Below are 24,843 nucleotides of genomic sequence, written 5' to 3'. Positions count from 1 at the left end.
GTCCTTGGCTTGCGTGTGGTGCGCTGGTGCGGGCAGGGAGCCTATGCTTGCATATCCACTGACCGCACCGCGACCCCAAGGTGCCGATCAAAGCGCAGGCTTTGCTCCCGCAGTCTGTGCCGGCATAAAGTACCGGCTCTTGTTGGCTGATTCCGGGTCTGGTCCATGGCGCAGTTTTATGATGCACGCGGCAATATTTATGGCGTTGTTTCACCGCGACAGGTGCGTGACCAGGCTATAGACCTGCCACCGTCCGCCGCCCAGGCTGCACAGCGACGCGAGTCCTGGGCCTTGGCTGCCGTGCATGCGTTCTGTGGTTGGGCGCCGGGTGAAGCACCGCCGGATGCCAAGGACCATCGCAGCGACGGGTTGTTGGTCGGCCCGTTCCAGAATGAACCGCCTTTTGATCTGTTGATCGTCAACACCGACGGCACCCTGGCCGAGCGCAGCGGCAACGGCCTGACGATTTTCTCCCAGGCGCTGAAAGAGCAAGGCTTGATGCCCAGCGAGGGTGATTGCTTATTGCAGGTACACCACGACAAACACCAGGGCGTGTCGCCGCTGCGCACATCGGTGCGAGCCGCTGAGTTCGAGGGTGTGCAGGGCTTCTGGCTGGACCTGGGGAAACCCCTGTTTGGACCTCAGGCCGTCGCTGCCCAATGTGTGGAAAGCGTGATGTTCAATCAGCGCGAGGTCAGTCGGGTGGCGGTGCTCCATGGGCTGAATCCGGCATGGGGCAACAGTCAATTCGTGAACATCGGCAACCCGCATTGCGTGACCCTGGTGGATGAGGCCGAGGCGTTGCCGAGCAACGCGCAAATGCGTGCATCGCAGTTGTCGCAAAGCCTGACCCGCATCGCTTATGCGGCGCCCGCTGGCGCAGGGGTTCCGTGCCCGGCGGGGGTGAATCTGCAATGGGCCTGGCGTGAGGCCGAAGGGCGGATCGTTGCCCGGGTATTCGAGCGGGGCGAAGGTCCCACTGCGTCCTCGGGCACCAGCGCCAGCGCCGTGGCCAGTGCTGCGTGGCGGGTGGGTTGGGTGCAGGCGGGGCCGGTGAGGGTGGTGATGCCGGGGGGGACTGCGCCGATTTTGTTGGAGGAAGAGGCGGGCGAGCTGGTGCGGGTCAGGCTGTTTGGGATGGCGCGGCGAATGACGCCATCGTGAGCAGGCTCACTCCCACAGTAGATCTTCAGCGGGCACAAAACTTGTGTACGACACAAACCCACTGTGGGAGCGAGCCTGCTCGCGATGGCGACAGTACATCCACCCACTGAACCACCGCTATCGCGAGCAAGTGGTAAGGCAATCAGCCCAATTGCGGTCCGAATTCCACCACCGGCATCTGCCGCTTCATCAACACTTCGCCATTGCGAATCGAGTACAGCGGCAAGCCCTGGCTGCGGATCACTTCGTAGTCGCTGTCCGCCGACAGGATCAGCAGGTTCGCCGGACGCCCCGGTTCCAGCCCGTAGCGCTCGCCCAGGTTCATGGCCTTGGCGCTGTTATCGGTGACCAGGTCCAGGGCGCTTTGCAGGTTGCGGTAGCCGAGCATGTGGCAGATGTGCAGGCCGGCTTCCAGCACCCGCAGGATGTTGCCGTTGCCCAGCGGGTACCACGGGTCGACGATGGAGTCCTGGCCGAAGCACACGTTCATCCCGGCTTCGAGCAGTTCATTGACCCGAGTGACGCCGCGGCGCTTGGGAAAGTTATCGAAGCGTCCTTGCAGATGAATGCTCTCGGTGGGGCAAGAGACGAAGCTGATGCCCGAATGCCCGAGCAGGCGGAACAGCTTGGCGCAGTAGGCATTGTCGTAGGAACCCATGGCCGTGGTGTGGCTGGCCGTGACCCGTGCGCCCATGTCGCGACTGCGGGCTTCTTCGGCGAGCACTTCGAGAAAGCGCGAGTGCGGGTCGTCGGTCTCGTCGCAATGCACATCCACCAGGCAGCCGGTGCGTTCGGCCAGGTCCATCAGGAACTTCACCGAGCTGACGCCCTGGTCGCGGGTGTACTCGAAATGCGGAATGCCGCCCACCACATCGGCGCCCATGCGGATCGCTTCTTCCATCAGCTCGCGACCGTTGCGGTAGGACTCGATGCCTTCCTGGGGAAACGCGACGATCTGCATGTCGATCAGGTGGCGACTTTCTTCGCGCACTTGCAGCATCGCCTTGAGGGCCGTGAGTTCGGGATCGGTCACGTCGACGTGGGTGCGCACATGCTGGATGCCATGGGCGGCGAGGGCCTGGATGGTTTTCTTGGCGCGAGTCTTGGTGTCTTCCTCGGTGATGGTGGCCTTGCGTTCGCCCCAGCACTCGATGCCTTCGAACAGCGTGCCGCTCATGTTCCAGCGCGGTTCGCCAGCGGTGAGGGTCGCGTCGAGGTGGATGTGCGGTTCGACGAAGGGCGGGACCACCAGGTTGCCACCGGCGTCGAGGTCGTCCGGGCCGAGGCTGGGGGCCTCGGTCTGGCGGGCGATGTTGGCAATCAGGCCGTTTTCCAGGTGCAGTTCATGCAAGCCTTCGCGGTTGCGCAGGCGGGCGTTGATGATGTGCATCAGGCGAGTCCTTTATAAGTCTTGTAGGGGTGCGTCAGCGGTGCGAGTACCCATTGCGCCGATCAATAACACATACGTTAGCGCGCCGGCAGCGATTCCTACCAGCGGCGCGACCCATGGCGAATTGAACGCGGCGACGGTGCCGACCCCATAGGCCAACAGCCCGGGCCAATTGAACGCCGGCAACTGCGCTTCGGCCAGGCGTGGATAACGACCGCGCCAGCGGAAGAAGAAATCGGCCATGATCACCCCGCCAATGGGCGGGATCACCGTGCCCAGCAGAATCAGGTAGGGCACCAGCATGTCGTACATGCCCAGCAGGGCCAGCAGCGTGCCGATCACCGCGCCGCCGAGGGTCACGGTTTTGCGCCGGCGGGTGCGCAGCAGGTTGCAACCGGCCACGGCGAAGTTGTAGATGGTGTTGTCCTGGGTGCTCCAGATGTTGAGCAGCAGCATGGCCATCGCCGCCATGGCGAAACCCTGCAACAGCAGCACTTCAACCACGTCCGGCTGTTGATAGACAATGGCGCCGTAGGCGCCGATCAGCACCATCAGGCCATTGCCGAGGAAGAAGCCGATCAGGCTCGCCAGCACCGCGACCTTCGCCGAGCGGGAAAACCGCGTCCAGTTGGTAGCCTGGGTCGCGCCGCTGACGAAAGTGCCGAACACCAGCGTGATGGCGGTGGACCAATCGAGGCTGCCCGTCGGCACCACCGCCAGCAAGCCCTCGAAGCCACCGACCTTCATCGTCGCCACCCACATCGACAGCATCAGCAGCAGCATCATGGCCGGCACGGCAATGTAGGAGAGGATTTCCAGGCCGCGATAACCAATGTAGGCCGTGGCACAGAACCCCAAGCCGAACAGCACCATCAACCCCAGCACTGTGCCCTCGCTCAACTCGAAATACTTGCCCAGCACCACGGCGGCAGTCGCCGTGCCCCAGGCGTACCAGCCGATCTGGGTGAAGCCCAGGATCAGGTCACTGAGCTTGCTGCCCACCTCGCCGAAACAGAAGCGCCCCATCAGCACCGAATTGAGCCCACTCTTGAAGGCGATGTAACCCAGGCCCGCCGCATACAGGCCCAGCAGCAGGTTACCGATCACGATCACCGTGAGCATCTCGGCAAAACCGAACGCCACGCCCAGCTTGCCACCGGCAAACATCGTGGCGGTGAAAAAGGTGAAGCCCAGCAGCACCATGGCCGTGGAAGCCAGGCCCTTGCGGGCATGCATCGGGACTTCGCTCAAGGGGTAGTCGTTGCCTGGATCGTTCTGAGTCATGGGGCGGTCCTTGCGGATGAGGGGAATATCGCAAGCGTGCAGCGGCCGTGCCAAACGAGTGATCGCGAGGTTATTTATAGACAATCCTGGGGATTGGGTGGGCGAAGGAGGGCGAAAGCGGTGCGGTGGTGATTCAAGTTGGAACACAGTCCTCACTGCTTTATGCGGTTTCCTTGTGGGAGCGGGCTTGCTCGCGAAGGCGGTGTGTCAGTCGATGTATTCGTAACTGACACACCGCCTTCGCGAGCAAGCCCGCTCCCACAGGGGGATAGGTTTTTTTCAGGAGGAAGGGGGTAATGGCAAGAACCGCAACACCGCCGCGACGATGTCCTGCGGCGCATCTTCCTGGACCAGGTGCCCGGCGTTCGGAACCGGGTGCAACTGCGCGCCCGGGATTAGTTTGTGCAAGGCCCGGCCACGCTCGATGGGGATCCACTGGTCATCCTCGCCCCACAGTATCTGGGTCGGGCAGCGTACGTTCGGGTACAGGCCCTCGACCTCGCGGGTATAACCCTCGTCCATCTGCGCAATCTGCCGATAGAACGCCGCCTGGCCCGGCTCGCCAAGCCACGGCTGTACATAAGGCGCCAGTTCTGCGTCCGGAATATCGCGTTTGACCGCGCCGCGGATATAGGCCGGCACGATGGCTCGCTGAATGTAGTCGGGCACGCCGCTGAAGGCTGTTTCATGCTGGCGCACGTGTTGAACGAAGGGTGAACCCCAGGGCGACAGCGCCACCGGATCGATCAGGGTCAGGCTGCGGTAGTCCTTGCCATTGAGCAGGTGCGTGCGCAGGGCCGTGGCACCGCCAAAATCATGGGCCACCACGTCCGGGCAATCCAGGCCCCAGTGCTCCAGCAATTGTGCGAGTAGTTGATTTTGCACGCCGAGGGACACATCGGCATCGGGCTGCGCGGACTGGCCATAACCCAGCAGGTCAAAGTAATGCACCCTGTGGGTGGCGAAGAACAGCGGGGCGATTCGGTGCCAGACGTAGGAAGAGAAGGGCGTGCCGTGAACGAACACCAGTGGCGGGCCGTCGCCGTGGATGGCGTAGCGGATGGGGTGTCCGTTGAAGTCGTAGGTCTGATCCAGCGGCCAGTTGGTCATGCTCGATACTCCCCTGAAAATGGCTCAGGGGACCAAGCATAGGCCAATGCCATTCAGTAGGAGAGACATCCTTGTGGCGAGGGGATTTAGCGAAACGTCGCACCGCCCCGCTGGGTTGCGTAGCAGCCCTAAAGCAATGAACTCAATCTTCCTGGCACACCGAGTTGCCTGGTTTGGGGGCCGCTGCGCAGCCCAACGGGGATAAATCCCCCCGCCACAGGAAGCTCACTTGCCACAGGGGAGTGATTATTCGCCGTGATAGATGCAACCGCTGGTGCAGGTCTCGTGGATGCGGATGGCGCTGAGTTCCGGCAGCAACGGCTTCAACTCATTCCAGATCCACTTGGCCAGGACTTCGCTGGTGGGGTTTTCCAGGCCGGGGATGTCGTTGAGGTAGTTGTGGTCCAGGCGCTCGTAGAGCGGCTTGAAGATCGCCTTGATCTCCGAGAAGTCGCGAATCCAGCCGGTGTGCGGGTCGATGTCGCCGCTCAAGTGGATCGCCACCTTGAACGAGTGACCGTGAAGGCGGCCGCACTTGTGGCCCTCTGGCACGTGGGGCAGGCGGTGGGCGGATTCGAAAGTAAACTCTTTGAAGATTTCCACAGGTTCGGGCTCTTTAGATAGCGGTCGCGAGGCAGGCGGCGGAGTTTATCAGTTTGATAACGGTGTTGCGCGAGCGTGCTGACTAAAGGGTCAGCAAACGCTCGCCCAGGCCACCGTTGGCTGCCAGTTCAAGAAACTCGTCACCGAGCCGGCGGCTCTCGTCCATTGCCGTGCGCCAATATTTGCGACGGCTCGGGTCATCGCCCATGAAGCGCTTGAAGTCGTTGCGATCCGGCAGTTTGCCGTAGGGCAGGCGCGCCAGGTACTCCCGGGACGGTGCCAGCAACAGCACGTCCTGCAGGCGGTCGACGTTGCCTTTGCGCCACGGCAGGCCCTTGTCGAACCAGCCGGGAATGACCCGGTCGGTGAAGTGCGGATACAGCACGATGTCCTCGCCGCTGTACGGCAGGTCGAGGTGGTAGTCCAGCAAGCCGCCATCGCGGTAGGTGCCGGCACCGGCGCCCGGCAGGTCGCGCACGCCTTCCATCACCATCGGGATCGAGCCCGAGGCCAGCAGGGCCTGGCGCAGGTTGCCGGCGGCCAGGGGCACGAAGCGCGACGGAAAGTCATTCAACGGATGCAGGGGCGGGGCCAGGCGCGGGTCATGGATGATCAACCGTTCGAAATGCCGCGACAGCCGCGCACGGCCTCGCAGGTTGTCGGCGATCACCGATGACAACCCCAGGCCCAGCCGGCCGCGATGATCCTGGGCCAGCAGGCCGTGGCTCTTGACCACCATGATGTTGAGCCGATATCGCGGATTATCGAGGATCGAAGTGTCGCGGCCGTCGAGCAAGTCCTCGAGCATGCGCTGCGAGCTCTGGCTGACCCCGGCCATGGTCACGCCTTTGGCGAAGCTTTGTTCGTTGTACAAGGTGCCCAGGCGTCGGATCCCCTCGGCGGCATCCGGCAGGCAGGCGCTGGCGAAGCGCCAGGCACCCACCGAGGCCCCGATCAGCGAGCGTTCCCGGGGCGCGGCGGGTAGCCATTGGCCGAACAGCGCCAGGTCCAGGCCCTGGATACCCAAGGCCTTGGGCCCACCAGCAGCGCCTGGCAGGATGCCGACGTCGGCGGCGTTCAGGCCGGCCTGGCGAATCCGCCCGAAGGCACGGGGGCCGGCCTTGAGGGTGAGGGCGGGGAACTTGATGTGGATGGCGGTCATACCGGTCTCGAAGGCAAACAAGCGAACGATTATAGCGACACAAAACCCTGTGGGAGCGAGCAAGCTCCCACATTGATCTGTGTTCAATGATGGCAATTCAGTTTCAGTTAAGTTCGCCCCGATACAGTCCCCCCGCAAAGATTATAAAAAGGAGACAATCCATGAACCGCCTGACTGCCTTTTTCATCGCGACCCTCATGGCCCTCGGCGCTGGCCTGGCTCACGCACGAGACCTCAACAACGACGAAGCCCGCAAACTGCGAGACGCTGGTACCATTCTGTCCACTGAAGAACTCGACGCCATTGCCCTGGCCAAACACCCTGGCGCTACCTTGACCAATACCGAACTGGAAGAGGATTACGGCAGGTACATTTACCAGGTGGATCTGCGCGATACGAAGGGCATTGAGTGGGACCTGGAATTGGACGCCACCAACGGCGAGGTACTCAAGAATCATCAGGATACGTAATGAAGCTTAATCTGCGCGCCCATAGTCGATGGGCGTTGGCGCTGTTGGCGTTTTGTTCGCTCGCCGTGGCCCGGGACCTGGACCAGGACGAGGCCCTGCAACTGCGCCAGCAAGGCGTGATCCTGCCGTTGGAGCACTTGCTCCAGCAGGCACTGGATCTTCACCCCGGCGCCAAGCTGCTCGAGGCCGAGCTGGAAGAAAAGCACGGCGTCTATATTTACGAGGTCGAGCTGTTGGATACCGACGGTGTCGTGCGCGAACTGGACCTGGAAGCCGCGACTGGCCGCTTACTCAAAGATAAGGAAGACTGATGCGCCTGCTCCTGGTGGAAGATCACGTTCCCCTGGCCGACGAATTGATGGCCGGGCTGACACGACAGGGCTATGCCGTCGATTGGCTGGCCGACGGTCGCGACGCGGTGTATCAAGGTAGCAGCGAGCCTTACGACCTGATCATCCTCGACCTCGGCCTGCCGGGTGTGCCGGGGCTCGAGGTGCTGGCCCAATGGCGTGCCGGCGGCCTGGCCACACCAGTGCTGATCCTCACCGCGCGCGGCTCCTGGGCCGAACGTATCGAAGGCCTCAAGGCCGGGGCCGACGATTACCTGACCAAACCTTTTCACCCCGAAGAGCTGCACCTGCGGGTCCAGGCGCTGCTGCGCCGTTCCCATGGCCAGGTCAACCAGCCGACGCTCAAGGCGGCCGGGCTGCACTTGGATGAAGGGCGGCAATGCGTGGTCCGCGACGGCACCGACATCCAGCTCACGGCCGCCGAATTTCGTCTGTTGCGCTATTTCATGCTGCATCCCGAGCAGATCCTTTCCAAAAGTCATCTTGCCGAACACCTGTACGACGGTGAGACCGAGCGCGACTCCAACGTGCTGGAAGTCCATGTCAATCACCTGCGGCGCAAGCTGGGGCGCAGCGTCATTGAAACCCGTCGCGGCCAGGGTTACCTGTTCGGCGGGCAGGCGCAGTGAGATCCATCCAGCGGCGCCTGAGCCTGGGCCTGATTGGTGTGATGGTGGTGGTCGGCCTGGTCTTGGCGCAGACCAGTCTGTGGCTGTTCGAACTGGGTTTGCAGCGCTATCTGGAAGCCGGGCTGCGCAACGACAGCGAGAACCTGCTGGTGGCCCTGGTACGTGGCCCGCAGGGTTTGCAGTTGGATGAGCGACGTTTGTCGCCGGCCTATCAGCGGCCGTTTTCCGGGCACTATTTCCGCATCGATTTCGCCGATGTGCACTGGCGCTCCCGTTCCCTGTGGGACCAGGAGTTGCCCCGGCTCGATCACCCAGGCCTGCACAGCAACCTGCAGTTGGGCCCCGAGGGCCAGAAGCTGCTGGTGCTGCGTACCGATTACCGGCGGCTGGGCCAGGCGATTTCCATCAGCGTGGCCCAGGACTACACGCCGGTGCGTGACAGTTTCCGAAGGATGCAGCAGGTTGGCCTCGGGCTGGGGTTGGCGGGGCTGCTGCTGATTCTGTTGCTGCAACGCATCACCGTGCGCCGCGCCTTGCGTCCGCTGGACCGGGCCCGGGAGCAGATTGCCCAGTTGCAGCGCGGGCAACGTTCGCAACTCGACGAACAGGTGCCACGGGAGCTGGAACCGCTGGTGGCGCAAATCAACCATCTGCTGGCCCACACCGAAGACAGCCTCAAACGTTCACGCAACGCCCTGGGCAACCTCGGTCATGCCTTGAAAACCCCGCTGGCGGTGCTGCAAAGCCTGGCGTCGAACGAGAAGCTCGACCCGTATCCCGAGCTGCGCAAGCTGTTGCTCGAGCAATTGGAGCAAGTCCGGCAGCGCTTGAACCGCGAACTCAACCGCGCCCGCCTGTCCGGCGATGCGTTGCCTGGTGCGCACCTGGACTGCGACGCCGAACTGCCAGGATTGCTGGCCACGTTGAACATGATCCACGGCGAACACCTGCACCTGAGCTACGTCGCCCCGCCAGGCATGCACCTGCCCTGGGACCGTGAGGACCTGTTGGAATTGCTCGGCAACCTGCTGGACAACGCCTGCAAATGGGCCGACGCCGAGGTACGCCTGACCATGACCGAAACGGCCGAGGGCTTCAGCCTGGCGGTGGAGGACGACGGCCCGGGCATCCCCAAGGACCGCCGCGACCAAGTGTTCAGCCGGGGCACGCGGCTGGACGAACAGACCGATGGACACGGCCTGGGCCTGGGCATCGTGCGGGATATCGTCGACACCTGGGGCGGCCTGCTGGCGTTGGACGACAGTGAGTGGGGTGGGTTGAAGGTCGTGATCGAGTTGCCCAAGCGCTGATGTCTGCGCTAACCCTTTATAGCCGTGCCACAGATTCTCTGTCTGGCTTGGCCCCTGTGGGAGCGAGCCTGCTCGCGATGGCGTTGGGTCAGCCACATCAATGTCGACTGGCAGACCGCTATCGCGAGCAGGCTCGCTCCCACATTGGTCTGTGGTGACTGCAAACCTTGTGAAAACCCGCCCCACGGCCCTTGCAGCTTGCCGCCGCTTGCTGCAAAGTCGCGACCTTTTTGTCCGGTGGCTTTCCATCGCTGTGCTTTGAGGTAACGATGATAAATGCAGTAATTGCCGCGGTAGGCGTCATGCTGGTGCTCAGCCTGTCCCGCGTGCATGTGGTGATCGCGCTGATTATTGGCGCGTTGGTGGGTGGCCTGACAGGCGGCCTGGGGATCGAGGCGACGCTCAAGGCGTTCAATGCCGGCCTGGGTGGCGGTGCGACGGTGGCGTTGTCTTATGCCTTGCTCGGAGCCTTCGCCGTGGCGATTGCCAAGTCCGGCATGGCCCATGCCCTGGCCGACAAAGCCCTGGCCCTGGTGGATCGCCAGGATGCCGCCGGCGGCTCGGGCGTCAAGTGGGTCCTGATCGGCCTGCTGGGAACGGTCGCGGTCGCCTCCCAGAACATTTTGCCGATCCATATCGCCTTCATCCCGCTGCTGGTGCCGCCACTGCTCTATGTGCTGACCAAGTTGCAGTTGGACCGCCGGTTGATCGCCTGCGTCATGACCTTCGGCCTGATCACCCCCTACATGTTCCTGCCGGTGGGCTTCGGCAATATCTTCCTCAACGAAATCCTGCTGGCCAACATCGCCCGCAGCGGCGTGGACGTCAGCGGTATCAATGTCACCCATGCCATGGGCATTCCGGCGCTGGGCATGGTGTTCGGCTTGCTGTTGTCGTTGTTCTCCTATCGCAAGAAGCGTGTCTACGACCTGAAGAAAATCGCCCGGGTCGAGCAAGTGGCGGTGCGCTACAACCCGCTGAGCCTGATGGTGGCCGGGTTTGCGGTGGCGGCGGCGTTCGCGGTGCAGCTACTGGTGGACTCGATGATCATCGGCGCCCTGGTCGGGTTCCTGATTTTCTCGCTGTCGGGGGTGGTGCGCTGGCGCGAGACTGACGACCTGTTCACCGAAGGCATGAAGATGATGGCGATGATCGGCTTCATCATGATCGCCGCCTCGGGGTTCGCCGAAGTGATGAAGGCCACCGGTGAAGTCCAGGGCCTGGTGGAAGCCTCGGCGGCCTGGATCGGCCACAACAAGGGCATCGGTGCGCTGATGATGTTGTTGGTGGGGCTGCTGGTGACCATGGGCATCGGCTCGTCGTTTTCCACGGTGCCGATCCTGGCGACGATTTTCGTGCCGCTGTGCCTGCAACTGGGCTTCAGCCCGCTGGCAATCGTCTGCATCGTCGGCACCGCCGGCGCCCTGGGCGATGCCGGCTCGCCCGCCTCGGACTCGACCCTGGGCCCGACCTCCGGCCTGAACATCGACGGCCAGCACCATCACATCTGGGACACCGTGGTCCCGACCTTCATCCACTACAACCTGCCGTTGCTGGCGTTTGGTTGGGTGGCGGCGATGGTGTTGTAATCCGAGACGGCGTTGCCTGCATCGCGAGCAGGCTCGCTCCCACAGGGGACTTGCAGTGGACACAACATCTGTGAACACCTCAATCCAATGTGGGAGCGAGCCTGCTCGCGATGGGACCCTCCAGGTTCAATCCCTCCCTCAAGCCTTGTTCACTTTGTCCTACAGTTTTGCCGTGCCTTGCCGTTAATACAGCTAACCACGCCAATAACACCAAAAAGAGTGAACAGCATGCGCCTGAGCCTGAAGGCTAAAGTCCTGTCCCTGGCAGTACTGCCTGTATTGTTGTCCGCTGTGATCATCAGCCTGACCACGGCATTCATTCTGCAGGAACAGGCTGTCAAAGAGGTCCAGCAGACCCGCGAACGCCTGCTCAGCGAGGCCAAGGCTACGTTGCAGAACTACGTGGCGGTGGGGCTGACGGCCATCAAGCCGTTATACGACGCAGCCGCGCCCGGTGATAACGAAGCGCGTGCCCAGGCGATCAAGCTGCTGTCGAATATCAGCTATGGCAAGGACGGCTATTTCTTCGGCTACGACTCCGAAACCATTCGTCTGTTCAAGGCCAACAGCCCCGATGGCGTGGGCAAGAGTTTCAAGGACAACCGCGACCCGAACGGTGTCTACGTCAACCGTGACCTGGTGAAAGTCGCCAAGGACGGGACGCATTACCTGGAATACAGCTCGCCGCTGCCCGGCAGCAAGGACCTGGTGCCCAAGCTTGGCTACACCGAATATTTGTCCAAGTGGGACATGGCGGTCGGCAGCTCGGTCAACCTGGACGGCATCGAAGCCCAGGTGGCGTTGGTGGAAACCAAGGTCCATGAGCGTCTGCAAGGCGTGGTGCTGAGCATTGTCGGGATCGCCGCCGTGGTGTTGTTGGTGATCGCGGTGGTGGGGATCGTGCTGGCCAATACCATTCTGCGGCCGCTGCACTTGATGAAAGACAACCTCGATGACATCGCCGCCGGCGAGGGCGACCTGACGCGGCGCCTGGCCATCACCAGCCAGGACGAACTCGGCCAACTGGCCGGTTCCTTCAACCGCTTTGTCGACAAGATCCACGGCCTGGTGCGGCAGATCACCGAGATGACGTCCCAACTGACCGGGCTGGTGACACAGGTTTCCGAACAGGCCCAGCGCTCCGAACAGGCCATGGAACGCCAGCGTCACGAAACCGATCAGGTCGCCACGGCGATCAACGAGATGTCCTCGGCCGCCCAGGAAGTCGCCCGCAGCGCTCAGGGTGCCGCTGTCGCGGCCCAGCAGACCGACGAGGAAGGGCAGTCGGCCAAGCGCGTGGTGGCTGGCAGCATCCAGCAGATTCATGCGTTGGTGAACGATATTCGCAGCAGCGGCGTGTCCCTGGACAGCCTGCAGCAGGACGTGGCTTCGATTGTCAGTGTGCTCGGGGTGATTCGTTCGATCGCCGAGCAGACCAACCTGCTGGCCCTCAACGCCGCCATCGAGGCCGCGCGTGCCGGGGAAGCGGGGCGTGGATTCGCGGTGGTGGCCGATGAAGTGCGGGCCCTGGCCAGTCGGACCCAGCAGAGCACCCAGGAAATCCAGGGCATGATCGACCGCTTGCAATCAGGCACCCATGCGGCGGTGGAAGCGATGCGTCGTTCCAGTGAGGCCGGCGATGGTACCTCGGAACGGGCCAACGAGGCGGGTGCTTCCCTGGACACCATGGCGCAGTTGATCGGCACCATCAATTCGATGAACGCCCAGATCGCTAGCGCTGCCGAAGAACAAACCGCGGTGGCCGAAGAAATCAACCGCAGCGTGCATCAGATCGCCGTGGCGGTGGACAGCGTTGCCGATGAAACCCAGCTCGGTGCCCAGACCTCCCGCAGCCTGGCCGACCTGGGCCAGCGCCTGGGCCAACTGGTGGGGCAGTTCCGGATCTGATCCCGCCGCAGCAGGAGCTGCCGAAGGCTGCGATCTTTCGCTTTCGATCCAGATGTTTTCGCCTGGGCTACCAGGCCCTATCGGAAGCGGAGGATCGCAGCCTTCGGCAGTTTCTGCCGGGCAAGTCGTTCCGCCAACTTAAGTCATACACCATTGTGGCGAGGGGATTTATCCCCGCTGGGCTGCGAAGCAGCCCCAAGGTAGATTTCGTGGTGCATCAGGTAAGCCGTATTGGATTTTTTTGGGGCCGCTTCGCAGCCCGGCGGGGATAAATCCCCTCGCCACAGTTTCATGATCCGGCAGGTGACTCGCGCAGATCCCGCATCAACAACCCAAACCGCAAATCCACCGCATCCGGAATCGGCAGGTACACCACATGCCCATCCCCGGGCGCCACCTCGATGCTCTGGCCTTTGACGTCCTGCAACTGATGCAGGTCGAAGTGGAAGTTGCCCTTGGGGGTCATCAGTTCCATGTGATCGCCCAGGCCAAAACGGTTCTTCACCCGCACTTCGGCCAGGCGTTCGCGGCGTTCGCCGGTCAGCTCGCCGACGAACTGCTGGCGCTCCGACACCGAGCTGCCGTTCTGGTAGTTCTGGTACTCGTCGTGCACGTGGCGCCGTAGAAAACCTTCGGTGTAACCACGCTGGGCCAGGGACTCCAGGTCGGTCATCAGGCTGCGATCGAACTCCCGGCCAGCCACCGCGTCATCGATGGCCCGGCGATAGACCTGGGTGGTGCGCGCGCAATAAAAGTGCGACTTGGTCCGGCCCTCGATCTTCAACGAATGCACGCCCATGCGCGCCAGCCGCTCCACGTGCTGCACCGCTCGCAGATCCTTGGCATTCATGATGTAGGTCCCATGCTCGTCCTCGAAAGCCGGCATGGAGTCTTCCGGGCGGTTGGCTTCCTGGAGCAAAAACACCTGGTCGGTGGGCGCGCCGAGGCCCAGGGTCGGTTCGGGCTGATAGGTTTGCACGATGTCGCCCACGGCGTTTTCCACCGCCGGTTGCGCCGAATATTTCCAGCGACAGGCATTGGTGCAACTGCCCTGGTTGGCGTCGCGCTTGTTCAAGTAGCCGGACAGCAGGCAGCGCCCGGAATAGGCCATGCACAACGCACCATGGACGAACACCTCCAGTTCCATGGTTGGCACCTGCTCGCGGATCTCGGCGATTTCCTCCAGGGACAGTTCCCGGGACAGGATGATCCGGCTCAAGCCCTGCTGTTGCCAGAACTCGACGCTCGCCCAGTTCACCGTGTTGGCCTGCACCGACAGGTGAATCGGCATCGCTGGAAAATGCCGGCGTACCAGCATGATCAGCCCCGGGTCGGACATGATCAGTGCGTCCGGCGCCATGGCGATCACCGGTTCGAGGTCTTTGAGGAAGGTGCGCAGCTTGGCGTTGTGCGGGGCAATGTTCACCACTACGTAGAAGCGCTTGCCCATGGCCTGGGCCTCGGCGATCCCCAGGGCGAGGTTGGCGTGGTCGAATTCGTTGTTGCGCACCCGCAGGCTATAGCGCGGCTGGCCAGCGTACACCGCATCGGCACCGTAGGCGAAGGCATAGCGCATGTTTTTCAGGGTGCCGGCGGGCGCCAGCAGTTCGGGGGCGGCGAGGGTCATGGTGGGGTCAGGTCGCAAAAAGCGGGGAGGGTACGCCAGGGCGAGTCGGGACTTATTGACTTGGGTCAATGTACAGCGCCGCAAACGTGAAGGCACTCCGGCGAGTCCTGGATGACTAATGTTTATCCCGCCTTTGGACATGGAAAGCTGATGAATCGAAAGATGCTGCAAAACAAAGCCCAGATGTTGCTCCTGGTGCTGGTCACGGTCGCCTTCATCTGGATTCTGCTGCCATTTTACGGCGCGGTGTTCTGGGCGGTGATCCTGGGCATCGTCTTTGCCCCGATGCAACGCCGCCTGCAGTTGAGGTTCGGCTGGCACCGCAATGTCACCTCGTTGTTCACGTTGAGCATCTGTGTGGTCAGCGCGATCCTGCCGGTGATCATCATCAGTACGTTATTGGTCCAGGAAGGCGCGGCGCTGTACAAGAGCCTGGAAAGCGGCGAGCTGGACATTGCCGATTACCTGGCCCGCTTCAAGGATGCCTTGCCGCCGTACTTCCAGCACCTGCTGGACCGCTTCGGCCTGGGCAACCTGAACGGCTTGCGCGACAAGATCGTCAAGAGCGCGATGCAAGGCAGCGAGTTCTTCGCCACCCAGGCCTTCAGTTTCGGCCAGGGCACGTTCCAGTTCCTGGTCAGCTTCTTCGTGATGATCTATCTGCTGTTCTTCTTTCTGCGCGACGGTCCGGAATTGGTGCGCAAAGTGCGCACGGCTGTTCCCTTGGGGGAGCATCAAAAACGCCGCCTGCAATTGAAATTCAATCGGGTGGTGCGGGCCACGGTGAAAGGCAACCTGCTGGTCGCCATCAGCCAGGGCGCGCTGGGCGGGCTGATCTTCTGGATCCTGGGAATCCCGACGGTATTGCCCTGGGCGGTACTGATGGCGTTCCTGTCGCTGTTGCCGGCGGTGGGGGCGGGGCTCGTCTGGGCACCGGTGGCAGTGTATTTCCTGCTCTCGGGGGCGATCTGGCAGGGCGTGGTGCTGACGCTGTTCGGGGTGTTCGTGATTGGCCTGGTGGACAACTTCCTGCGGCCGATCCTGGTGGGCAAGGACACCAAGATGCCCGACTACATGGTGCTGGTCTCGACCCTGGGCGGGCTGGCGGTGTTCGGGCTGAACGGCTTCGTGATCGGACCGCTGATCGCCGCGCTGTTCATGTCATGTTGGGCGTTGTTCGTCGAAAGTACGCCGCGCATACAACTTCCCTAGGCGCTCAGCGCATACGGGCCGATGCGTTGCGACAGGGCTTGGGCGGCGGGCAGTGAAGTCAGCGGGCCGCTGATGGTCACGCCGTCCTGCACCAGATACCAGCAGGCCAGCAAACCGCGCTCCCGGAGTGGGGCGGGGACGGCACTGCCTATGACAGACATGATTTGAACCTTGGGCATGGGAAACCTCCATCAAACGATGGGGTTACCTTACGACTCAGTAGGGGATGAGGAAAAATCAACCGGCTCAATAGTAGGAATCGATGCCGCTCAATCGACGACCAAATCGAGCATGTGCACCACTTCCTGCTCGTTGAGCAGGCCCTTGCGCACCAGGTTTTCCGCCAGCAGCGAAAGGAATTTGGCGCTGCGGTGGCCTTCCAGTTGCTTGAGTTCGGTCAGCACGTTGTACACCTTGCTGGAGGTGCACAGGCCGACAATGCGATGGGGATTTTGCGTGGGCATACTTTCGTCCTTGTTTTTATGAAGCTGTTGTTGGCGGACAGTGCCAGTTTGCGGCCCTGTCATGACGCTCACGTGACAGCTCAGGTGGTTGGAAAAAGAAAGCAGGATCCGGACCATAATGCCTTTTTGGCGCCGGATTATTGTTCCGGCAGCGACCTCGGGCAGGCTCATACGGCCATCTGGACTATTTTTCACCCACAAAAAAGCCCCTGGATCTTTCGATCCAGGGGCTTTTTCTGTTGCTGTCTGGCTCCACGACCTGGACTCGAACCAGGGACCCAGTGATTAACAGTCACTTGCTCTACCAACTGAGCTATCGCGGAATGGCGCGTATGTTACTGATTGGAAAAGAGAAGTCAAGCGTCTATTGCCGGGTGGCGCATTCCTGGGGCCCATTGACGATCAATCAACGATTGCGGTTACCGCAATGGCGGGAGAGGGCTACCATGCTCGCCCGGAAGTGGCAGGACGCGCTGCCGGCCATTCGCCGACATTGAGGTACGCGCCATGAACCACCTGTTACCACTTCACACAGCCTGTTGCGCCAAGGTGTGCCTGTGAGCACCGCCCAGATCAGTTTGCCCAAGGGTGTGGGGCCTCACGCCGAGAAACTGTATGACGCCATCACCCAGGCCAGCACCGCCGAAGAGCTGAACCGCGCCGCTGGCAAGGCCGAAGGATTTGTCCTGGGGCTGGAAAGCACCAAGGCGATCAAGAGCCAGATTGCCGAGTCGTTGTATGTGATCTATGACGATGCGGCGAGCCAGCGGGCGACGGAGCTGTAGCCTGGTTTGAATAGGCGTGTCAGGCCAGACGCGTTTGTGGCGAGGGGATTTATCCCCGCTGGGGCGCGAAGCGGCCCTAAACCAGACCACCCGGTGTGTCAGGCCGATTGAGTTGACTGTCTTGGGTCTGCTTCGCAGTCCAGCGGGGATAAATCCCCTCGCCACAGGTTGGGGGGTTACCTGGCCTGGTAGTGACGCTTAAAAAAACGGGAAGCCCCATGGCTTCCCGTTTTTCATCCAGCGCGAAAGTTTCAGATCACCTGAACAATCGCTTTGGTCACCACATCGATGTTGTTCTGGTTCAACGCGGCCACGCAGATGCGGCCGGTGTCCAGGGCATAGATGCCGAACTCGTTGCGCAGGCGCGTCACTTGTTCAACGGTCAGGCCGGAGTAGGAGAACATCCCGCTCTGGCGTGCGACGAAGCTGAAGTCGTGCTGCGGGGCGGCCTTGGCCAGCATGTCTACCATCTGGTTGCGCATGCCGCGAATCCGCAGGCGCATTTCGGCCAGTTCGGCTTCCCACTGTGCGCGCAGCTCAGGGCTGTTGAGCACGGCGGCGACGATGCTGGCGCCATGGGTTGGCGGGTTGGAGTAGTTGGTGCGGATCACGCGCTTGACCTGGGACAGCACGCGGGCGCTTTCTTCTTTCGATTCGCTGACGATCGACAAGGCGCCGACGCGCTCGCCGTACAGCGAGAACGACTTGGAGAACGAGCTGGAGGCGAAGAAGGTCAGCCCCGACTCGGCGAACAGGCGCACGGCCGCTGCGTCTTCGTCGATGCCGTCGCCAAAGCCCTGGTAGGCCATGTCCAGGAACGGTACGTGGTTCTTGGCCTTGACCACGGCCAGCACGTCTTTCCAGTCCTGCGGGCTCAGGTCCACGCCGGTCGGGTTGTGGCAGCAGGCGTGCAGCACAATGATCGAGCGTTCGGGCAGGGCGTTGAGGTCTTCCAGCAGGCCGCTGCGGTTCACGTCATGGGTGGCGGCGTCGTAGTAGCGGTAGTTCTGCACCGGGAAGCCGGCGGTTTCGAACAGGGCGCGGTGGTTTTCCCAGCTCGGGTCGCTGATGGCCACGACGGCGTCAGGCAGCAATTGCTTGAGGAAGTCGGCACCGATCTTCAGTGCGCCGGTGCCGCCCACGGCCTGGGTGGTGATGACGCGACCGGAGGCGATCAGCGGCGAATCCTTGCCGAACAGCAGGGTCTGCACTGCTTGGTCGTAGGCGGCAATGCCGTCGATCGGCAGGTAACCACGGGAAACGTGCTGAGCCACGCGAGCCGCCTCGGCTTCGACAACCGCGCGCAGGAGTGGAATGCGCCCCTCCTCGTTGCAGTAAACACCTACGCCCAGGTTGACCTTATTGGTACGGGTGTCGGCGTTGAAAGCTTCGTTGAGGCCCAGGATGGGGTCGCGGGGTGCCAATTCGACAGCGGAAAACAGGCTCATTATTGCGCGGCTCTGAATGGAGTGAGGGGGACGTGTCGCGCTCCAGCCGGATGCACTAGAGCGGTGCACAAACGGGGAGCTAGTATAGAGGCCATCACCCGGCACGGCGACAGGCGATTCGGCTTTTGCGGTAAGTATTTTCGATTTTTTTTGACCGTTAGTCCCTTCTCCACGTCAAAGTCTGCAAGGCGTGTAGGACGTTCGTCTTGAAAGCGAAGGCATTCACCTCCACATTGTGTGCATCCCAGCTTTTTCCTCGGACGGCATCAGTCGTTTCGGTCTTTCTCGTTCCTGTCGGCTGGCCGACAGGGATGAACCCAGAGGTTATGTCATGTCTGAATTCCAGCTAGTCACCCGATTCCAGCCCGCCGGCGACCAGCCGGAAGCCATCCGCCTGATGGTCGAAGGCATCGAGGCCGGGCTGGCGCACCAGACGCTGCTCGGTGTGACCGGCTCGGGCAAGACCTTCAGCATTGCCAACGTGATCGCTCAGGTGCAGCGCCCAACCCTGGTACTGGCACCGAACAAGACCCTGGCGGCGCAGTTGTACGGTGAGTTCAAGGCGTTTTTCCCGAATAACGCCGTGGAGTACTTCGTTTCCTACTACGACTACTACCAGCCCGAGGCCTACGTGCCGTCGTCGGACACTTTCATCGAGAAGGATGCCTCGATCAACGACCACATCGAACAGATGCGCCTGTCGGCGACCAAGGCGTTGCTGGAGCGCAAGGACGCGATCATCGTCACCACGGTGTCGTGCATCTACGGCCTGGGAAGCCCGGAAACCTACCTGAAGATGGTGCTACACGTGGACCGCGGCGACAAACTCGACCAGCGCGCCTTGCTCAGGCGCCTGGCGGACTTGCAATACACCCGCAACGACATGGATTTCGCCCGGGCGACGTTCCGGGTGCGCGGCGATGTGATCGACATCTACCCGGCGGAATCGGACCTCGAAGCGATCCGCATCGAGCTGTTCGACGATGAAGTGGAGAGCATTTCCGCGTTCGATCCGTTGACCGGCGAAGTCATCCGCAAGCTGCCACGCTTCACCTTCTACCCCAAGAGCCACTACGTGACGCCGCGGGAAACCCTGCTGGACGCCATCGAGGGGATCAAGGTCGAGCTGCAGGAGCGCCTGGAATACCTGCGGTCGAACAACAAGCTGGTGGAAGCCCAACGTCTGGAGCAGCGGACCCGCTTTGACCTGGAGATGATCCTGGAGCTGGGCTACTGCAACGGTATCGAAAACTACTCGCGCTACCTGTCGGGTCGCCCGGCGGGCGCGCCACCGCCGACCTTGTATGACTACCTGCCGGCCGATGCCTTGCTGGTGATCGACGAGTCCCACGTCAGCGTGCCCCAGGTCGGCGCGATGTACAAAGGTGACCGTTCGCGCAAGGAAACCCTGGTGGAATACGGTTTCCGTCTGCCATCGGCCCTGGATAACCGGCCGATGCGCTTCGATGAATGGGAAAGCGTGAGCCCGCAGACGATTTTTGTCTCGGCCACCCCCGGCAACTACGAAGCCGAGCATGCCGGGCGGGTGGTCGAGCAAGTGGTACGACCGACCGGGTTGGTGGACCCGCAAGTCGAGGTGCGTCCGGCGTTGACCCAGGTCGACGACCTGCTCTCGGAGATCACCAAGCGTGTGGCGGTGGAGGAGCGGGTGCTGGTCACCACGCTGACCAAGCGCATGGCTGAAGACCTTACCGATTACCTGGCCGACCATGGCGTGCGGGTGCGTTACCTGCACTCGGACATCGACACGGTGGAGCGGGTCGAGATCATCCGCGACCTGCGCCTGGGGACCTTCGACGTGCTGGTGGGCATCAACCTGCTGCGCGAAGGCCTGGACATGCCGGAAGTGTCGCTGGTGGCGATCCTTGACGCCGACAAGGAAGGTTTCCTGCGTTCCGAGCGCTCGTTGATCCAGACCATCGGTCGCGCGGCGCGTAACCTCAACGGCCGGGCGATTCTGTATGCCGACCGCATCACCGGTTCCATGGAGCGGGCCATCGGTGAGACCGAGCGCCGTCGCGACAAGCAGATCGCCTTCAACCTGGCCAACGGCATTACCCCTAAGGGCGTGTTCAAGGACGTCGCCGACATCATGGAAGGCGCCACCGTGCCAGGCTCGCGCAGCAAAAAGCGCAAGGGCATGGCCAAGGCCGCCGAAGAGAGCGCTCGCTACGAAGCCGAACTGCGCTCACCAAGCGAAATCACCAAGCGGATCCGGCAATTGGAAGAGAAGATGTACCAACTGGCTCGGGACCTGGAGTTCGAAGCGGCGGCGCAGTTGCGCGACGAGATTGGCAAGTTGCGCGAGCGCTTGCTGACTGTCTGAGGTTTGTAGTGGTTGTAATGGCCTCATCGCGAGCAGGCTCGCTCCCACATTTTGACCGAGTCGAGGTCCCTGTGGGAGCGAGCCTGCTCGCGATGGGCGCGACTCGGTCCAACGGCTGACCATACAAATCCCGCTCTCACTGGAGCCCGCCCGCCATCGCCTGTTACCATTCGCCCCCTGTTTCATCTTCGCTTTTATATTCTTTCCGAGACATGCCATGACCACCGTCCGCACCCGCATCGCGCCTTCGCCCACTGGCGATCCCCATGTCGGCACCGCCTACATCGCTTTGTTCAACTATTGCTTTGCCAAGCAGCATGGCGGCGAGTTCATCCTGCGGATCGAGGACACCGACCAATTGCGTTCGACCCGCGAGTCCGAACAGCAGATCTTCGACGCCTTGCGCTGGCTGGGCATCGACTGGAGCGAAGGCCCGGACGTCGGCGGCCCGCACGGTCCGTACCGCCAGAGCGAACGGGGTGACATCTACAAGCAGTATTGCCAGCAGTTGGTGGACATGGGGCACGCGTTCCCGTGTTTCTGCACCGCCGAAGAGCTGGACCAGATGCGCGCCGAGCAGATGGCCCGTGGCGAAACCCCGCGCTACGACGGCCGGGCGCTGCTGCTGTCCAAGGAAGAAGTCGCCCGTCGCCTGGCGGCCGGCGAGCCCCATGTGATCCGCATGAAGGTGCCGAGCGAAGGCGTCTGCGTGGTGCCGGACATGCTGCGGGGCGATGTCGAGATCCCGTGGGATCGCATGGACATGCAAGTGCTGATGAAGACCGACGGCCTGCCGACGTACTTCCTGGCCAACGTGGTCGACGATCACCTGATGGGCATCACCCACGTCCTGCGCGGCGAAGAATGGCTGCCGTCGGCGCCGAAACTGATCCTGCTCTACGAATACTTCGGCTGGGAACAGCCGCAACTGTGCTACATGCCGCTGCTGCGTAACCCGGACAAGAGCAAGCTGTCCAAGCGCAAGAACCCGACTTCGGTGACGTTCTACGAGCGCATGGGCTTCATGCCCGAGGCGATGCTCAACTACCTGGGACGCATGGGTTGGTCGATGCCGGACGAGCGCGAGAAGTTCTCGCTGCAGGAAATGGTCGAGCATTTCGATCTGTCGCGCGTGTCCCTGGGCGGGCCGATCTTCGATATCGAGAAGCTGTCGTGGCTCAACGGCCAGTGGTTGCGGGACCTGCCGGTGGAAGAGTTCGCCGCGCGCGTACAGAAGTGGGCGTTGAACCCTGAGTACATGATGAAAATCGCGCCCCATGTGCAGGGCAGGGTGGAGACGTTCAGCCAGATCGCCCCGCTGGCTGGTTTCTTCTTTGCCGGTGGCGTGACGCCGGATGTGAAGCTGTTCGAGTCCAAGAAGTTGTCGGGTGACCAGGTGCGCCAATTGATGCAGTTGATCCTGTGGAAATTGGAAAGCCTGCGTCAGTGGGAGAAAGACAGCATCACCGCGACCATCCAGGCCGTGGTCGAGTCGTTGGAGTTGAAATTACGCGATGCCATGCCGCTGATGTTCGCCGCCATTACCGGTCAGGCCAGCTCGGTGTCGGTGCTCGATGCGATGGAAATCCTCGGACCTGACCTGACCCGTTTCCGTCTGCGCCAGGCTATCGATCTGCTCGGTGGCGTGTCGAAGAAGGAAAACAAAGAGTGGGAAAAACTGCTGGGCGCGATCGCGTAAGCGCTCGATGAGGCAGGACATACCCCGGTTTTCCGGGGTTTGTCGGTAAGTGATTGTTATCCCGGCAAAAAATTTTCAAATTTGTTGAAAATAAATTTGACAGCCCTCCGATACGCCCTTAAGATTCGCCCCGTCCTCAGCGATGAGGGGCTATAGCTCAGCTGGGAGAGCGCTTGCATGGCATGCAAGAGGTCGACGGTTCGATCCCGTCTAGCTCCACCAATTTACACTTCAAGGCCTGGCCACACCGGTCTTGAAGCGATCAACACTCAGCGTTGATCAGTTGTATAGAAGGGTTTGCGTCCCCTTCGTCTAGTGGCCTAGGACACCGCCCTTTCACGGCGGTAACAGGGGTTCGAGTCCCCTAGGGGACGCCAGTTTTACAGAAGCGATGTTACAAGATGTCGCTCCGCCGCGAGGCGAAAAATCCGGGGCTATAGCTCAGCTGGGAGAGCGCTTGCATGGCATGCAAGAGGTCGACGGTTCGATCCCGTCTAGCTCCACCAATTTACAGGTTCAAGATCTGGCCACACCGGTCTTGAGCCGATCAGTTCTCAGTGCTGATCACGTCAGAAGGTTTGTGTCCCCTTCGTCTAGTGGCCTAGGACACCGCCCTTTCACGGCGGTAACAGGGGTTCGAGTCCCCTAGGGGACGCCACGATTACCCGCTCTGCGGGATTTTATAAGGGTCATTCAATTCTTGAATGGCCCTTTTGTTTGTCTGGCGTTCGGCCAACTCCCTTATCCTTGAAAGCGACTTCTGACCAGCGGTCAAAATTTCTGCTTGCGGAAAATTATTATGGGAATAATATTTCAATCGTAATATTCGGAGGCGACGATGAGCGATAAGAAGGCACAAACCCGTGAACGCATTCTCAAGGCCGCCAGCGATGCGCTGATCCAGCGCGGGCCGGCTGAACCGAGCGTGGGCGAGGTGATGGGCGCGGCGGGGCTGACGGTGGGCGGTTTTTATGCCCATTTCGAAAGCAAGGATGCCTTGATGCTGGAGGCATTCAAGCAATTGCTCAATCGGCGCCGCGGCTTGATTGCCGATATGGACGGCGAGCTGACAGGCGAAGAGCGGCGTGCGTTGGTAGCGGCGTTCTATCTGTCACGAAAACACCGTGACTCCACCGAGAATGCCTGCCCGATTCCTGCGTCGGTCGGCGAGCTGGGCCGGCTGCCGGATGCGTTTCGTGAGGTGCTCAACGAGCATGTTGAATTGATGGTCGCGCAATTGGCGGCCAGCCCGGAGGACGCCGACAAGGCCCTGGCCGACATCGCCTTGATGGTGGGCGGCCTGGCCCTGGCGCGGGCCTTGGGGCCTGGAGAGTTATCCGATCGTTTGCTGCGCGCCGCCAAGTCGGCGGTGCAATGAGCTGAGGCGCAAGCCCTGGAGATGAGCGATGAACAGGTTGAGCTGGATTCGTAGCGTCAATGGCACGCTTGGTTGGGTAGCTCCGCGCCTGGTGGCCAAGCAGATGCGTCTGCTGTTCATGCGCCCTCGAGACCTGCCGCCGCGGGATTGGGAGTTACCGCTGCTGGCCTCGTCCGAGCGTATCACCTTGCGCTTCGGTCTTTCGGCGTTGCGCTGGGGCAAAGGCCCGGTAGTCTTGCTGATGCACGGCTGGGAAGGGCGGCCGACTCAATTCGGGGCGCTGATCACGGCCCTGGTGGACGCCGGTTACATGGTGGTGGCCCTGGACGGTCCGGCCCATGGTCGTTCGCCGGGCCGCGAGGCGAATGTCCTGTTGTTCGCCAGGGCCATGCTCGAGGCCGCGGCTGAGCTGCCACCGTTGCAGGCCGTGATCGGGCATTCCATGGGCGGCGCCAGTGCCATGCTCGCGGTTCAGTTGGGGTTGCAGACCGAGACCTTGGTCAGCATCGCTGCGCCTGCGCGCATTCTTGGCGTATTACGCGGATTCGCGCGGATGATGGGGCTGCCGCCCAAGGCCCGTTCAGCTTTCATTCGTCTGGTGGAAAGCGATGTGGGCATGCGGGCCGAGAAAATGGACGTCGCCCATTACCAACTGGACGTGCCCGGGTTGATCGTCCATGCCGACGACGACACTTTCGTTTCGGTCAAGGAATCGCAACTGATTCACGAGGCCTGGTTCGACAGTCGTTTGCTGCGACTGCCACAGGGCGGGCATCAGCGGGTGCTGGCCGATCCACGGGTCATTGATGGCGTGTTATCCCTGTTGGCCGGGCGCAGCCTGCAAGCGCGGCAATCGGCTTGACTTGATCTGGGAGCAAGGCTTGCCCGCGATGGCGATCAAGCTCGGATCCGTT

22 protein-coding genes, 5 tRNA genes and 1 pseudogene are annotated in these 24,843 nt (G+C 61.9%); 18 read left to right on the top strand and 10 right to left on the bottom strand.

Annotation, left to right across the window (positions count from 1 at the left end):
- Nucleotides 1-165 precede the first annotated feature (165 nt).
- Nucleotides 166-1,164 carry a diaminopimelate epimerase gene (locus tag AC30D9_RS06205; RefSeq protein WP_490143649.1) on the top strand — a complete coding sequence of 333 codons (999 nt, stop codon included), beginning with the start codon at nucleotides 166-168 and terminating at the stop codon, nucleotides 1,162-1,164.
- 142 nt (nucleotides 1,165-1,306) lie between these two features.
- Here the strand turns inward: AC30D9_RS06205 and codA are convergent, their stop codons facing one another.
- The 5 genes from codA to AC30D9_RS06180 form a co-directional block, all read right to left on the bottom strand.
- Nucleotides 1,307-2,554 (bottom strand): cytosine deaminase, encoded by a 1,248-nt coding sequence (codA, locus tag AC30D9_RS06200; RefSeq protein WP_134925128.1) that lies wholly within the window; start codon nucleotides 2,552-2,554, stop codon nucleotides 1,307-1,309.
- A 12-nt stretch (nucleotides 2,555-2,566) separates the two neighbouring features.
- Nucleotides 2,567-3,838, bottom strand: a complete 1,272-nt coding sequence (gene codB, locus AC30D9_RS06195) for a cytosine permease (protein WP_134925127.1) — start codon at nucleotides 3,836-3,838, stop codon at nucleotides 2,567-2,569.
- A gap of 279 nt (nucleotides 3,839-4,117) precedes the next feature.
- Nucleotides 4,118-4,948, bottom strand: coding sequence for an alpha/beta fold hydrolase (locus AC30D9_RS06190; protein ID WP_307571658.1), 831 nt, complete (start codon nucleotides 4,946-4,948; stop codon nucleotides 4,118-4,120).
- Between the two features lie 246 nt (nucleotides 4,949-5,194).
- Nucleotides 5,195-5,551 carry a 6-carboxytetrahydropterin synthase QueD gene (gene queD, locus AC30D9_RS06185; RefSeq protein WP_025212792.1) on the bottom strand — a complete coding sequence of 119 codons (357 nt, stop codon included), beginning with the start codon at nucleotides 5,549-5,551 and terminating at the stop codon, nucleotides 5,195-5,197.
- Nucleotides 5,552-5,633: 82 nt separating this feature from the next.
- Nucleotides 5,634-6,713 carry a patatin-like phospholipase family protein gene (locus AC30D9_RS06180; protein WP_307571659.1) on the bottom strand — a complete coding sequence of 360 codons (1,080 nt, stop codon included), beginning with the start codon at nucleotides 6,711-6,713 and terminating at the stop codon, nucleotides 5,634-5,636.
- Between the two features lie 161 nt (nucleotides 6,714-6,874).
- Here AC30D9_RS06180 and AC30D9_RS06175 point away from each other — a divergent pair, with 161 nt between their 5' ends.
- The 7 genes and pseudogenes from AC30D9_RS06175 to AC30D9_RS06145 all read left to right on the top strand — a co-directional run bounded on the left by AC30D9_RS06175 (nucleotide 6,875) and on the right by AC30D9_RS06145 (nucleotide 12,969).
- On the top strand, nucleotides 6,875-7,183 hold the full coding sequence (locus AC30D9_RS06175; protein ID WP_134925125.1) for a PepSY domain-containing protein: 309 nt from the start codon (nucleotides 6,875-6,877) through the stop codon (nucleotides 7,181-7,183).
- On the top strand, nucleotides 7,183-7,494 hold the full coding sequence (locus AC30D9_RS06170) for a PepSY domain-containing protein (protein WP_134925124.1): 312 nt from the start codon (nucleotides 7,183-7,185) through the stop codon (nucleotides 7,492-7,494). The genes AC30D9_RS06175 and AC30D9_RS06170 overlap by 1 nt, the downstream gene beginning before the upstream one ends.
- Nucleotides 7,494-8,162, top strand: coding sequence for a response regulator transcription factor (locus tag AC30D9_RS06165; RefSeq protein ID WP_307571660.1), 669 nt, complete (start codon nucleotides 7,494-7,496; stop codon nucleotides 8,160-8,162). The genes AC30D9_RS06170 and AC30D9_RS06165 overlap by 1 nt, the downstream gene beginning before the upstream one ends.
- A complete protein-coding gene (locus tag AC30D9_RS06160) occupies nucleotides 8,159-9,472 on the top strand; it encodes a sensor histidine kinase (RefSeq protein WP_307571661.1) in 1,314 nt (437 codons plus the stop codon). The genes AC30D9_RS06165 and AC30D9_RS06160 overlap by 4 nt, the downstream gene beginning before the upstream one ends.
- Before the next feature lie 272 nt (nucleotides 9,473-9,744).
- The gene (locus tag AC30D9_RS06155) at nucleotides 9,745-11,061 is read left to right on the top strand and encodes a Na+/H+ antiporter family protein (protein WP_307572408.1); all 1,317 of its coding nucleotides are present in this window, start codon (nucleotides 9,745-9,747) and stop codon (nucleotides 11,059-11,061) included.
- 87 nt (nucleotides 11,062-11,148) lie between these two features.
- Nucleotides 11,149-12,111, top strand: a pseudogene (locus AC30D9_RS06150) (cache domain-containing protein); the annotation flags it as partial.
- A gap of 36 nt (nucleotides 12,112-12,147) precedes the next feature.
- Nucleotides 12,148-12,969 (top strand): methyl-accepting chemotaxis protein, encoded by an 822-nt coding sequence (locus AC30D9_RS06145; RefSeq protein WP_370873826.1) that lies wholly within the window; start codon nucleotides 12,148-12,150, stop codon nucleotides 12,967-12,969.
- A 289-nt stretch (nucleotides 12,970-13,258) separates the two neighbouring features.
- Here AC30D9_RS06145 and trhP read toward each other — a convergent pair whose 3' ends face one another.
- Nucleotides 13,259-14,596: a prephenate-dependent tRNA uridine(34) hydroxylase TrhP gene (gene trhP / locus AC30D9_RS06140; RefSeq protein WP_307571663.1), complete on the bottom strand. Its 1,338-nt coding sequence runs from the start codon at nucleotides 14,594-14,596 to the stop codon at nucleotides 13,259-13,261.
- A 150-nt stretch (nucleotides 14,597-14,746) separates the two neighbouring features.
- Here trhP and AC30D9_RS06135 point away from each other — a divergent pair, with 150 nt between their 5' ends.
- On the top strand, nucleotides 14,747-15,808 hold the full coding sequence (locus AC30D9_RS06135; RefSeq protein ID WP_134925118.1) for an AI-2E family transporter: 1,062 nt from the start codon (nucleotides 14,747-14,749) through the stop codon (nucleotides 15,806-15,808).
- On the opposite strand, the gene AC30D9_RS06130 is transcribed toward AC30D9_RS06135, so the two are convergent.
- From AC30D9_RS06130 to AC30D9_RS06120, 3 genes are all read right to left on the bottom strand, one after another.
- Nucleotides 15,805-15,987: a hypothetical protein gene (locus AC30D9_RS06130; RefSeq protein WP_490143648.1), complete on the bottom strand. Its 183-nt coding sequence runs from the start codon at nucleotides 15,985-15,987 to the stop codon at nucleotides 15,805-15,807. The two genes, AC30D9_RS06135 and AC30D9_RS06130, sit on opposite strands and share 4 nt — an antisense overlap.
- A gap of 90 nt (nucleotides 15,988-16,077) precedes the next feature.
- Nucleotides 16,078-16,272 (bottom strand): hypothetical protein, encoded by a 195-nt coding sequence (locus AC30D9_RS06125; protein ID WP_003203896.1) that lies wholly within the window; start codon nucleotides 16,270-16,272, stop codon nucleotides 16,078-16,080.
- 247 nt (nucleotides 16,273-16,519) lie between these two features.
- Nucleotides 16,520-16,595 (bottom strand) — tRNA-Asn (locus AC30D9_RS06120).
- Between the two features lie 234 nt (nucleotides 16,596-16,829).
- Between AC30D9_RS06120 and AC30D9_RS06115 the strand changes: the two genes are divergently transcribed.
- Nucleotides 16,830-17,057 (top strand): hypothetical protein, encoded by a 228-nt coding sequence (locus tag AC30D9_RS06115; protein WP_307571665.1) that lies wholly within the window; start codon nucleotides 16,830-16,832, stop codon nucleotides 17,055-17,057.
- A gap of 251 nt (nucleotides 17,058-17,308) precedes the next feature.
- On the opposite strand, the gene AC30D9_RS06110 is transcribed toward AC30D9_RS06115, so the two are convergent.
- Nucleotides 17,309-18,505 (bottom strand): amino acid aminotransferase, encoded by a 1,197-nt coding sequence (locus AC30D9_RS06110; RefSeq protein ID WP_134925114.1) that lies wholly within the window; start codon nucleotides 18,503-18,505, stop codon nucleotides 17,309-17,311.
- 331 nt (nucleotides 18,506-18,836) lie between these two features.
- On the opposite strand from AC30D9_RS06110, the gene uvrB reads away from it, so the two are divergent.
- The 8 genes from uvrB to AC30D9_RS06070 all read left to right on the top strand — a co-directional run bounded on the left by uvrB (nucleotide 18,837) and on the right by AC30D9_RS06070 (nucleotide 24,791).
- Nucleotides 18,837-20,852, top strand: coding sequence for an excinuclease ABC subunit UvrB (uvrB, locus tag AC30D9_RS06105; RefSeq protein WP_053123488.1), 2,016 nt, complete (start codon nucleotides 18,837-18,839; stop codon nucleotides 20,850-20,852).
- A 217-nt stretch (nucleotides 20,853-21,069) separates the two neighbouring features.
- Nucleotides 21,070-22,551, top strand: coding sequence for a glutamate--tRNA ligase (gltX, locus tag AC30D9_RS06100; protein ID WP_072407052.1), 1,482 nt, complete (start codon nucleotides 21,070-21,072; stop codon nucleotides 22,549-22,551).
- A 146-nt stretch (nucleotides 22,552-22,697) separates the two neighbouring features.
- Nucleotides 22,698-22,773 (top strand) — tRNA-Ala (locus AC30D9_RS06095).
- A 79-nt stretch (nucleotides 22,774-22,852) separates the two neighbouring features.
- Nucleotides 22,853-22,928 (top strand) — tRNA-Glu (locus AC30D9_RS06090).
- 53 nt (nucleotides 22,929-22,981) lie between these two features.
- A tRNA-Ala gene (locus AC30D9_RS06085) sits at nucleotides 22,982-23,057 on the top strand.
- Nucleotides 23,058-23,133: 76 nt separating this feature from the next.
- A tRNA-Glu gene (locus tag AC30D9_RS06080) sits at nucleotides 23,134-23,209 on the top strand.
- Nucleotides 23,210-23,389: 180 nt separating this feature from the next.
- Complete coding sequence (locus AC30D9_RS06075; RefSeq protein ID WP_109754589.1) at nucleotides 23,390-23,929, top strand: TetR/AcrR family transcriptional regulator; 540 nt, start codon at nucleotides 23,390-23,392, stop codon at nucleotides 23,927-23,929.
- Between the two features lie 28 nt (nucleotides 23,930-23,957).
- The gene (locus AC30D9_RS06070) at nucleotides 23,958-24,791 is read left to right on the top strand and encodes an alpha/beta fold hydrolase (RefSeq protein WP_134925113.1); all 834 of its coding nucleotides are present in this window, start codon (nucleotides 23,958-23,960) and stop codon (nucleotides 24,789-24,791) included.
- The last annotated feature ends 52 nt before the right edge of the window (nucleotides 24,792-24,843 follow it).

Source organism: Pseudomonas sp. DF11 (genome assembly GCF_058148565.1).
Note: the sequence above shows the minus strand (reverse complement) of the source record. Positions and strands in the feature narration are given on the sequence as shown.